The organism is Streptomyces sp. NPDC001980 (genome assembly GCF_040296885.1).
Lineage (GTDB): Bacteria > Actinomycetota > Actinomycetes > Streptomycetales > Streptomycetaceae > Streptomyces.
Genome location: NZ_JBEOYD010000010.1, coordinates 322,565 through 333,508 on the forward strand (window position 1 = coordinate 322,565; position 10,944 = coordinate 333,508).

Annotated in this window: 12 protein-coding genes; 10 read left to right on the forward strand and 2 right to left on the reverse strand. The window is 70.7% G+C overall.

What is annotated here, in order from left to right:
* Positions 1-44: 44 nt before the first annotated feature.
* The 3 genes from ABT137_RS18570 to ABT137_RS18580 all read left to right on the forward strand — a co-directional run bounded on the left by ABT137_RS18570 (position 45) and on the right by ABT137_RS18580 (position 2,911).
* Complete coding sequence (locus ABT137_RS18570) at positions 45-671, forward strand: TetR family transcriptional regulator (RefSeq protein WP_351709927.1); 627 nt, start codon at positions 45-47, stop codon at positions 669-671.
* 103 nt (positions 672-774) lie between these two features.
* Entirely contained in the window at positions 775-1,992 is a 1,218-nt protein-coding gene (locus ABT137_RS18575; RefSeq protein ID WP_351709929.1) for an alpha/beta hydrolase, read from the forward strand.
* Positions 1,993-2,059: 67 nt separating this feature from the next.
* Positions 2,060-2,911 carry a DUF4429 domain-containing protein gene (locus ABT137_RS18580; RefSeq protein ID WP_351709932.1) on the forward strand — a complete coding sequence of 284 codons (852 nt, stop codon included), beginning with the start codon at positions 2,060-2,062 and terminating at the stop codon, positions 2,909-2,911.
* Between the two features lie 99 nt (positions 2,912-3,010).
* Here ABT137_RS18580 and ABT137_RS18585 read toward each other — a convergent pair whose 3' ends face one another.
* On the reverse strand, positions 3,011-3,478 hold the full coding sequence (locus ABT137_RS18585) for a MerR family transcriptional regulator (protein ID WP_351709935.1): 468 nt from the start codon (positions 3,476-3,478) through the stop codon (positions 3,011-3,013).
* Between the two features lie 97 nt (positions 3,479-3,575).
* On the opposite strand from ABT137_RS18585, the gene ABT137_RS18590 reads away from it, so the two are divergent.
* Positions 3,576-4,046 (forward strand): GNAT family N-acetyltransferase, encoded by a 471-nt coding sequence (locus ABT137_RS18590; RefSeq protein ID WP_351709938.1) that lies wholly within the window; start codon positions 3,576-3,578, stop codon positions 4,044-4,046.
* Between the two features lie 19 nt (positions 4,047-4,065).
* Entirely contained in the window at positions 4,066-4,890 is an 825-nt protein-coding gene (locus tag ABT137_RS18595) for a serine hydrolase domain-containing protein (RefSeq protein WP_351709941.1), read from the forward strand.
* A gap of 188 nt (positions 4,891-5,078) precedes the next feature.
* On the opposite strand, the gene ABT137_RS18600 is transcribed toward ABT137_RS18595, so the two are convergent.
* Entirely contained in the window at positions 5,079-5,735 is a 657-nt protein-coding gene (locus ABT137_RS18600; protein WP_351709944.1) for a pirin family protein, read from the reverse strand.
* 70 nt (positions 5,736-5,805) lie between these two features.
* On the opposite strand from ABT137_RS18600, the gene fasR reads away from it, so the two are divergent.
* From fasR to fabF, 5 genes are all read left to right on the forward strand, one after another.
* Positions 5,806-7,011, forward strand: coding sequence for a fatty acid biosynthesis transcriptional regulator FasR (gene fasR, locus ABT137_RS18605; RefSeq protein WP_351709947.1), 1,206 nt, complete (start codon positions 5,806-5,808; stop codon positions 7,009-7,011).
* Positions 7,012-7,100: 89 nt separating this feature from the next.
* Complete coding sequence (locus ABT137_RS18610; protein WP_351709950.1) at positions 7,101-8,024, forward strand: ACP S-malonyltransferase; 924 nt, start codon at positions 7,101-7,103, stop codon at positions 8,022-8,024.
* A gap of 17 nt (positions 8,025-8,041) precedes the next feature.
* Entirely contained in the window at positions 8,042-9,073 is a 1,032-nt protein-coding gene (locus ABT137_RS18615) for a ketoacyl-ACP synthase III (protein ID WP_351709953.1), read from the forward strand.
* Positions 9,074-9,162: 89 nt separating this feature from the next.
* On the forward strand, positions 9,163-9,411 hold the full coding sequence (locus tag ABT137_RS18620; protein ID WP_046425089.1) for an acyl carrier protein: 249 nt from the start codon (positions 9,163-9,165) through the stop codon (positions 9,409-9,411).
* 85 nt (positions 9,412-9,496) lie between these two features.
* On the forward strand, positions 9,497-10,759 hold the full coding sequence (gene fabF, locus ABT137_RS18625) for a beta-ketoacyl-ACP synthase II (protein ID WP_351709956.1): 1,263 nt from the start codon (positions 9,497-9,499) through the stop codon (positions 10,757-10,759).
* The last annotated feature ends 185 nt before the right edge of the window (positions 10,760-10,944 follow it).

Here is a 10,944-nt window from a genome sequence, read left to right on the forward strand (position 1 = left end):
ACTGACAGTTGACAAACAAATTCACTAGTCAGTAACTGTCAGGCATGGAGACGCTGCGCGAACGCAAGAAACAGCACACCCGGGACACGCTGCTGCGGTCCGCGCTCGAACTGTTCGTGACCCAGGGCTACGAGCACACCACCGTCGACGAGATCGCCGCGTCCGTCGACGTCTCGCAGCGCACCTTCTTCCGTTACTTCGCCAGCAAGGAGGACGTGGCGTTCTTCGTGCCGCGGCTCACCGAGAAGCACTACGTCGAGGCGGTGCGCCGCCGCCCGCCCGAGGAGCCCCCGCTGGAGGCGCTGCGCCGGTCGGTCATGGACAGCTGGGACACCATCGAGGAGGCCATCGAGCGGTACGTGCCGGTCGAGCTGTTCCTGCGCATGTACAAGATGATCGAGGCGACCCCGGCCCTGTTCGCCGCCCACCTGCGGCGTCAGGCGGAGACGGAGGAGGAGATCGCGCGGATCGTCGCCGAGCGGGAGGGCGTCGACCCGGACACCGACCCCCGGCCCCGGCTCGTGGTCGCCGTGTTCGGCGCGGTCGTCCGGGTCACCGAGCGGCACTGGTCGGTCGGTGACGACTTCAGCGTCACCGCAATCCGCGAACTCACCGCGTCGTACCTCGATCAGGTGGGACCGGCGCTCACCGGGAACTGGCGCGAGGACTGACTCCCCTTCACATGGGCCCGAGACAGGCCTCACGTTTGCCGAAACGTGATAACTGTCACTCAGTTACCGCGAGACCCCTTCGTTCTCCTAGTGTGTCCTCCCAGTGACTTCCTTCGACACCTCCCCGCCCCTCAACGTCTGGCGCGCACTGCTTGCCCTGGCCGTCGTGTTCGTGATGCTCGCGACCACCGGCTGGACCGCCCTGCGCACGCACCGCGAGACCACCGCCCTGCAGACCTCCCTCGCCAAGTGGGAGCACGGCAGCGTCCACGGCCTGCACCTGCCGGACCCGGAGGCGTCGCCCGCGCTCCTCACCCGGTTCTTCGCGTCGCTCACCGCGCAGGAGCGCGACCGGCTCGTGCACCGTTACCCGCTCGCCGTGGGCAACATGAACGGTGCCCCGGCCGAACTGCGGTACCGCGCCAACGACATCGCCCTCGACCAGCAGCGCGCCGTCGAGAAGAAACGCATGCACGACCCGCGGCTCAGCGTGGCCGGGCAACAGGACGCCGGCCGTCGCATGCACCGCTACGAGGCGCTGATGGCGAAGGGCCGGCAGATCCTCGCCTTCGACCCGGACGGCAGCGGCCGGGTCGCGGAGGTGTTCGGCGACCTCACGAAGGCCGAGCGGATCTCCGTCGTCGTCCCCGGCGTCGACACCGACCTGCTCACCTTCCAGAAGACGTACCGCCAGTACACCGCGCCGGTCGGCATGGCCAAGGCGCTGTACCGGGCGGAGCGCACGGCGAGCCCGTCGACCCGTACGGCGGTGATCGCCTGGGCCGACTACACCGCACCCGACGGCCTCGGCGTGGACGCGGCGACCGGGATGGCCGCCGAGCAGGGCGCCGTACGCCTCAACGCGCTGCTGCGCGCGCTGCCCGGGGACGCGCCGGTGTCGATGTTCTGCCACAGCTACGGCTCGGTGGTCTGCGGGGTGGCCGCGCACGCCATGCCGGACCGGGTGGCCGACATAGCGGTGGCCGCGAGTCCCGGGATGCGCGTCGAGAACGCCTCCCACCTGGGCACCTCGGCCCGGGTGTGGGCGATGCGGGACGCCTCCGACTGGATCCAGGACGTCCCCTATCTGGAGCTCGGCGGACTCGGCCACGGTGCCGACCCCGTCTCCTCCTCCTTCGGCGCCCGGGTGCTGTCGGCGCACGACGCGAAGGGACACGCCGGCTACTTCGAGCCGGGCACGGACAGCCTGCGCAACCTCGCGGACGTCGGGGTCGGCGCATACGGCGCGGTGACCTGCGCCCACGACGATGACGGGTGCCGGGCGGGTTTGTCCGGCACGTTGATGGCCGGACGCGCGTAGAGACAGCAGGAAGTGCGGTATGCGCGGGGATGGGACTGAGAAGCACGTGCCGCATACGATGAGCCGCATGGGTGACGTACTGGCCGGATTTCATGCCGCCTGGGAGTTCGAGTCCGACTCCGTGCTCATCCGCTACGAACGGGGGATTCGAACACCCAAGCTGTTCCAGAGCCTGGGTGAACGCCGGGTGCCGCTGGCCGCGCTGGAGGGCGTGACGCTCACGCCCGGGAAGCGGGGCACGGTCGTGCTGAAGGCCGAGCCGCGCCCCGGCGCCGACCCCCTGCTGGAGGCGGCGGCCGGGCAGCTGAAGGACGGCAGCGACCCGTACCGCCTGGTGGTCCCGGCCGAGCGGGCGACCCTCGCCGAGTACTACGCCGACGAGCTGCGACCGCTGCTCACCGCGTCCGGACCGACGGAAAGATTTCTGGTCGCCGCACCCGAGGGGCCCCGGCAGTTCAAGGCGTACGACGGGAAGGCGAGCTTCGACGGCCGGGCCGTGCACTTCCGGTGGTCGTGGACGGGCGCGTCCACGGCGAAGTGGAAGGCCGGCGACCAGAGCTTCGCCGTCGCCGACCTGGGAGGTGTGGAGTGGCGGTCGCCCGAGGTCTTCGAGGGGCATCTGCGACTGCTGCGGCGGGACCTCGCGGGGGCGACGCCGACGGTCCCGGCCGACCAGGATCCGGCGACCGTGGTGTTCGGGCTGGGCTACGGCCCCGTGCACGAGTCGTTGCCGTTCGCGGCGGCGGTGCTGGAGGCCCTGCGGGCCAAGGGGGCCGCTGCGGTGCCGGCGCCGGCGGGGCGGCGGGATCCCGCGGACATCGCCGAGCGGATTCGGCATCTGGGGGAGCTGCATCAGGCGGGGCTGGTCACCGACGAGGAGTTCGCCGCGAAGAAGGCGGAGTTGTTGGCCGAGTTGTGAGGGGCGGTTGTCCGACTGCCGGCCGGTGGGGGCTGGTCGCGCCGCTCCTCCCCCAGCCTTCGGCCGGGGGTACCCCCGGCGCCCCCAAGGGGGCGCGTTTCAGTTGCTGCCGGTTTCGTAGAAACTGATCTTCCTGTCCAGGACCGACAGGGTGTCGTGGAGTTCGGCGATCCTCGACACGACGTCTCTTCTTGTCTGCTCCAGCAGCTCGCGGCGCTCGGGGTAGGTCGTCTCGCCTTCCCGCACCAGTTCCGCGTAGCGGACCATGTCGGCCACCGGCATGCCGGTCAGGCGGAGCTTGGTCACGAAGTCCAGCCAGTCCAGGTCGCGGTTGCTGTAGCGGCGCTGGCCGGTGTGGGAGCGGTCGATGCTGGACATCAGGCCGATCCGCTCGTACCAGCGCAGGGTGTGGGCGGTCAGGCCGGTGAAGGCGACGACCTCGCTGATCGTGTAACGGTCCTGGCCCTCGGGACGCGGATGCCGCCGGGGCGGAGCGGAACAGACGTTGGCGGGCGCGATGTCGGGCTGCTCGGTGGGGGCCTCGGTCGTGGTGTGCATCACCGTCATGCACCCACGCTATGACCTTCGAGTGCACTCGAAGCAAGCGGGACCCGGTAAGAAATACGCGGGACGGGCGGCCCGGACGGTGACTAGCGTGCGGGGCATGAGTCTCGTACGCCGTGCCACGGCCGACGACGCGGCAGAAGTGCTGCGGCTGCGCCAGGTGATGATCGACACGCTGCCCGACGGGGACAGCTCCACAGGATGGCACGCCCAGGCGCGACCGGCGCTGGAGGAGCGGCTGGGCGAGCCGGACGGGGACTTCGCCGCGTTCGTCGTCGACCATCCGGACCGGCCCGGGGCGCTGGCGGCGCTGGTCGTGGGGACCGTCGACTACCGGATCGGCAAGGCGGGCACCCCGCACGGCCGCTCCGGGTACGTCTTCAGCGTGGCGACCGACCCGGACGCCCGTCGGCGCGGGTACGCGCGCGCGTGTATGGAGGAGCTGCTGGTCTGGTTCCGCGAGCGGGGTGCGGGGCAGGTCATGCTGACCGCGTCCGCGGAGGCCGAGCCGCTCTACGCCGCGCTCGGCTTCGTCCACAAGCCGGACCCCACGATGATGCTGCGGCTCTGAGCCGCTTAGGGTCGTAGGCATGTCCTTGAACAGCCTCGCGTCCATCGAGAACTGGCCGGTCCCCACCGCCGCGGCGGGTGTCGTACGCACCGACGGGACGGTCCTCGGTACCCGCGGGCCGGTCGGACACCGCTTCCCGCTGGCCTCCGTCACCAAGCCGCTCGCGGCGTACGCGGTGCTCGTCGCGTACGAGGAGGGGGCGGTCGAGCTCGACGAGCCGGCCGGGCCGGACGGGGCGACGGTACGGCACCTGCTCGCGCACACCTCGGGGCTGGCCTTCGACGAACACCGGGTCATGGCGCCTCCCGGGGAGCGGCGGCTGTACTCGAACGCCGGGTTCGAGGTGCTCGGGGAGCATGTCGCGAAGGCGACGGAGATGCCGTTCGACGAGTACGCCCGGCAGGCGGTGCTGGAGCCGTTGGGCATGACGTCGACGTCGCTGGAGGGGTCGCCGGCGAAGGACGGCGTGTCGTCGGTGTCGGACCTGTTGCGGTTCGCGGCGGAGCTGCAGGCGCCGCGGCTGCTGGATCCGCGGACGGTGGCGGAGGCGACGCTGACCGTCCAGTACCCCGGGACGAAGGGCGTGTTGCCGGGGTACGGGCACCAGAACCCGAACGACTGGGGGCTGGGCTTCGAGATCCGCGACTCCAAGTCGCCGCACTGGACGGGGGCTTCGTCCTCGCCGCGGACGTTCGGGCACTTCGGGCAGGCGGGGACGTTTCTGTGGGTCGACCCCGAGGTGGGGCTGGCGTGTGTCGCGCTGACAGACAGGGCGTTCGGCCCCTGGGCGGTCGAGGCGTGGCCGGCATTCACGGACGCGGTGCTGGCGGAGCTGCGCGGCTGAGGTGGGCTGCGGCGGGGGGTGGGGACGCTTACCGGCGCTGGCCGGGTGCCGCTGCGCCCACCCGTGCCGCCTGGGGGCACCTCCCAGGCCCTTAAGGCACTGGGGGAGGCACGCCTGCCCGCAGCTGAGTAAGCCCCGTAAGGGGCGCGGGCAACCCCCACCGGCCCGCGGTCGGACAACGACCGTCGTTACCCCGCCATTTCCCACAGCAACAGCTCCGCGTCCGAGATCCCCGACGCCTCCAAGTCCTTCGCGTCGGTGATCCGTACGGAGTCCCCGGGCGCCAGCTCCACCCCGCCCAGCCGCACTTCGCCCCGCACCACATGCACGTACACATACGCCCCGTCCGGCACCGCCGTCCGCTCCCCCGCCCCCAGGCGGCGGACGTGCAGCATCGCGCCGGCCTCCGGGACCGCGTACGGGGTCGAGTCGGCGATGCCGCGGACGATGTCGTACGACGGTTCGCCGCCGGGGCGTACCGGGGCCAGCCACATCTGGACGAAGGTCAGCGGGCCGGGCCCGTCGTTGCGCTCCACGTGGCGGACGCCCCCCGCGGAGCTCAGCCGCTGCACGTCGCCGTGGAGCACCACCGTCTCGTTGCCCGCCGAGTCGCGGTGCGTGAGCTCGCCCTCGACCACCCACGTCACGATCTCGGTATGGCTGTGCGGATGCTCGTCGAAACCGGCCTCCGGTGCCAGGCGCTCCTCGTTGCAGGCGAGGACCGCCCCGAAGCGCAGGTTGTCGGGGTCGTAGTGCGGGCCGAAGGAGAAGGCGTGCCACGACTCGATGCCGGTCGCGGGGTCGCCTCCCGGATAGCGCTGCGCCGCGCGCCTGACGTCCATCACGGCACCACGGTAGACCGCAGTCGGCACCCGGCGGCGCAGGCTCCCGTCCGGATAAGGCAGTCTTGTCCCCGTGCCCGAACCCGTAACGCGCAAGTCCGACCCCTCGGCTCGTCCGGTCCACCCGCACTCCGCGACCCTGAAGCGGCTGGAGAAGTCGTCCGGCAGCCTCGCCGCCCAGGCCATCGCACGCATGGACGAGACCCTGCCGTGGTACCGGGCCATGCCCCCGGAGAACCGCTCCTGGATCGGGCTCGTCGCCCAGGCGGGCATCGCGGCCTTCACCGAGTGGTTCCGGCACCCGGACGCCCCGCAGGCGATCTCGACGGACGTGTTCGGGACCGCGCCGCGGGAGCTGACCCGGGCGATCACGCTGCGGCAGACCGTGGAGATGGTGCGGACCACCATCGAGGTCATGGAGAGCGCGATCGACGAGGTCGCGGCGCCGGGCGACGAGAGAGTGCTGCGCGAGGCGCTGCTCGTGTACGCCCGTGAGATCGCCTTCGCCACCGCCCAGGTGTACGCCCAGGCCGCCGAGGCACGCGGTGCCTGGGACGCGCGGCTGGAGTCGCTGGTCGTCAATGCCGTGCTGAGCGGAGAGGCCGACGAGGGGGCGGTGAGCAGGGCCGCGGCGCTCGGGTGGAACTCTCCCGACCATGTGTGCGTCGTGCTCGGCACCGCGCCCGAAGGGGACAGCGAGCTGACCGTCGAGGCGATCCGGCGGGCCTCCCGGCACGCCAAGCTGCAGGTGCTGACCGGGGTGCTCGGGGACCGCCTCGTCGTCATCGCGGGCGGCAACGACAATCCGCTGGCCGTGGCCAAGTCGCTGATCGGGCCGTACGCCGCCGGGCCGGTCGTCGCGGGGCCGGTGGTGCCGGACCTGCTGGCGGCCACCCGGTCCGCGCAGGCCGCCGCCGCGGGGCTCAAGGCCTGTTCCGCCTGGCAGGACGCGCCGCGCCCGGTGCTGGCGGACGATCTCCTCCCGGAGCGCGCCATCGCGGGCGATCCGAGCGCGCGCGAGCAGCTGGTGGAGGAGATCTACAGACCGCTGGAAGAAGCCGGTTCGGCGCTGCTGGAAACGCTGAGCGTATATCTGGAACAGGCGAGCAGCCTGGAGGGTGCGGCCCGGATGCTCTTCGTCCACCCGAACACCGTGCGCTACCGGCTCCGACGTGTGACTGACGTCACCGGATGGTCGCCCTCCGATGTACGATCCGCCTTCACGCTGCGGATCGCGCTGATCCTGGGGCGTCTGGTCGATGGAGATCCCCAGTCATAGGATTTTGTCGGGGATCCACAAAACCCCCTCGTGTTCTTCGTCCCTGTCCCCACGGGCGGCCGTGGCCGTCCCCAAGAGAGAGTGTGAGAGTGCTCGTACTCGTCGCTCCCGGCCAGGGCGCCCAGACCCCTGGCTTCCTGACCCCCTGGCTCGACCTTCCCGGTGTCGAGGACCGTCTGCGTGCCTGGTCGGACGCCGTCGGTCTCGACCTGGTGCACTACGGCACGCACGCCGACGCGGACGAGATCCGGGACACCGCGATCGCGCAGCCGCTGCTGGTCGCCGCAGGGCTCGTCTCCGGTGCGGCACTCGGTGACATCGCCGGCATCGCACCGGGCGCGGTCGCCGGGCACAGCGTCGGTGAGATCACCGCCGCCGCCTTCGCGGGCGTCCTGGACGAGACCGCCGCGCTGGCCCTCGTACGCAAGCGCGGGCTCGCGATGGCCGAGGCCGCCGCGATCACCGAGACCGGCATGTCGGCGCTGCTCGGTGGCGACCCGGAGGTCTCCGTCGCGCATCTGGAGAAGCTCGGTCTGACCCCGGCGAACATCAACGGCGCAGGGCAGATCGTCGCGGCCGGAACCCTGGAGCAGCTCGCCGCGCTGAGCGAGGACAAGCCCGAGGGTGTCCGCAAGGTCGTCGCCCTCAAGGTCGCGGGCGCCTTCCACACCCACCACATGGGCCCCGCGGTCGAGAAGCTGGCCGAGGCCGCCAAGGAACTCGCGCCGCTCGACCCGAAGTTCACCTACGTCTCCAACAAGGACGGGCAGACCGTCGCGTCCGGCGCCGAGATCGTGGACCGCCTGGTCGGCCAGGTCGCCAACCCGGTCCGCTGGGACCTGTGCATGGAGACCTTCAAGGAGCTCGGCGTCACCGCCCTCCTGGAGGTGTGCCCGGGCGGCACCCTGACCGGCCTGGCCAAGCGCGCCCTGCCCGGCGTGAAGACGCTGGCCCTGAAGACCCCCGACGACCTCGACGCGGCCCGCGAGCTCATCGCCGAGCACAGCGCCTGAGTTAGGAGCCCCAAGCGATGTCGAAGATCAAGCCCAGCAAGGGTGCCCCGTACGCGCGCATCCTCGGTGTCGGCGGCTACCGCCCGACCCGCGTGGTGCCCAACGAGGTGATCCTGGAGACGATCGACTCCTCCGACGAGTGGATCCGCTCGCGCTCGGGCATCGAGACCCGGCACTGGGCGGGCCCGGACGAGACCGTGGCCGCGATGTCCATCGAGGCCTCCGGCAAGGCGATCGCGGACGCGGGCATCTCCGCCGAGCAGATCGGCGCCGTGGTCGTCTCGACCGTCTCGCACTTCAGCCAGACCCCGGCCGTCGCCACCGAGATCGCCGACAAGCTCGGCACGGACAAGGCGGCCGCCTTCGACATCACCGCCGGCTGCGCGGGCTTCGGCTACGGCCTCACGCTCGCCAAGGGCATGGTGGTGGAAGGCTCCGCCGAGTACGTGCTCGTGATCGGCGTGGAGCGGCTCAGCGACCTCACCGACCTGGAGGACCGGGCCACCGCCTTCCTGTTCGGCGACGGCGCGGGCGCGGTCGTGGTCGGCCCCTCGCAGGAGCCGGCGATGGGCCCGACGGTCTGGGGTTCCGAGGGCGACAAACTGGATGCCATCAGGCAGACCATTCCCTGGGACCGCTACCGGGTCGGCGACGTGTCCGAGCTTCCGCTGGACAGCCGGGGCAACGTCAAGTTCCCCGCGATCACGCAGGAAGGCCAAGCGGTGTTCCGCTGGGCCGTGTTCGAGATGGCGAAGGTCGCACAGCAGGCGCTGGACGCGGCCGGGATCAGCGCGGACGACCTGGACGTCTTCATCCCGCACCAGGCCAATGTGCGGATCATCGACTCGATGGTGAAGACTCTCAAGCTGCCGGAGCACGTCACGGTCGCCCGTGACATCCGCACCACCGGCAACACGTCGGCCGCCTCGATCCCGCTCGCTATGGAGCGGCTCCTGGCGACCGGCGAGGCGAAGAGCGGGGACACCGCGCTCGTCATCGGGTTCGGGTCGGGTCTCGTCTACGCCGCCACTGTCGTTACCCTCCCCTAGGCACTCCGTGCCGGATCATGCATCCGGTGCGGGACGCCGTCAGCACCACCGCAGCAACCGTCTGGAACATCTAAGAAGGAGCGCCTGACATGGCCGCCACTCAGGAAGAGATCGTCGAAGGTCTCGCCGAGATCGTGAACGAGATCGCCGGCATCCCGGTTGAGGACGTCCAGCTGGACAAGTCCTTCACCGACGACCTGGACGTCGACTCGCTGTCCATGGTCGAGGTCGTCGTCGCCGCTGAAGAGCGCTTCGACGTCAAGATCCCGGACGAGGACGTCAAGAACCTCAAGACCGTCGGCGACGCGACCGACTACATCCTCAAGCACCAGGCCTGAGGCAGTTAGCCAGCCTCTGGCTGCAATGCCCCGCCACCCGGCGGTGGCGCCGTCGAATCCCGTATCCGTTGGAGAAAGAATTCCCGTGAGCCCGACCAATCGCACCGTGGTCGTCACCGGTATCGGCGCAACCACACCGCTGGGTGGCGACGCAGCTTCGTTCTGGGAGGCCCTGGTCGCCGGCAAGTCCGGCGTCCGCCTGCTGGAGCAGGACTGGGCGGCCGAGCTGCCCGTCCGTATCGCGGCGCAGATCGCCGTCGAACCGGGCGAGATCATCCCTCGTCCGCAGGCCCGCAAGCTGGACCGGTCGGCGCAGTTCGCGCTGATCGCCGCCAAGGAGGCCTGGAAGGACGCCGGTTTCACCGCCAAGGCCGGTGAGGACGCGTCCGCCAACCCCGACCGGGTCGGCGCCGTCATCGCCTCCGGCATCGGCGGTGTGACGACCCTGCTGGACCAGTACGACGTGCTGAAGGAGAAGGGCGTACGCCGTGTCTCCCCGCACACCGTGCCGATGCTGATGCCCAACTCGCCGGCCGCCAACGTCGGTATCGAGCTGGGTGCGCGGGCCGGTGTGCACACGCCCGTGTCGGCCTGCGCCTCCGGCGCCGAGGCCATCGGGTACGCCATCGAGATGATCCGCACCGGCCGTGCGGACGTCGTCGTGGCCGGCGGCACCGAGGCGGCGATCCACCCGCTGCCCATCGTCGCGTTCGGCAACATGATGGCGATGTCCAAGAACAACGACGACCCCGAGGGTGCGTCGCGTCCCTACGACTCCGGCCGTGACGGCTTCGTCCTCGGCGAGGGCGCGGGCGTGATCGTCCTGGAGTCCGAGGAGCACGCGAAGGCGCGCGGGGCGCGGATCTACGCGGAGGCGGTCGGCCAGGGCATCTCGGCCGACGCGCACCACATCACGCAGCCGGAGCCGTCCGGCAACGGGATCGCTCAAGCGCTGCAGAACCTGCTCGACAACACGGATCTGAAGCCGGCCGAGATCGTGCACGTCAACGCGCACGCCACGTCGACGCCGCAGGGTGACGTGGCCGAGATCAAGGCGCTGCGGAAGGTGTTCGGCGACGACGTCGACCACATGGCGATCTCCGCGACCAAGTCGATGACCGGTCACCTGCTGGGTGGTGCCGGTGGTATCGAGACCGTCGCGTCGATCCTGGCGCTGGTGAACCGGACGGCTCCGCCGACCATCAACCTCGACGACCTCGACCCCGAGGTCAACGCGGACGTGGTGCGGGGCGAGGCTCGGCAGCTGCCCGAGGGCAGGATCGCCGCGCTGAACGACTCGTTCGGGTTCGGTGGGCACAACGTCGTACTGGCGTTCAGGACCATTTGAGGTTCCTCGCCGTGAACGGCGTGTGGCCCGGACTCCTTGTTGGAGTCCGGGCCACTTCGCGTTTCGTTGTCGGCTGACGGCCCGGTGGGGGCTGGTCGCGCGTCGCTCGCCTGGCTCCTGGAGTCGGTCGGTATCCGCTCGGAGCGTTTCCAGGACGCCCGGACCTTTCTGCGGTCCTACGACCG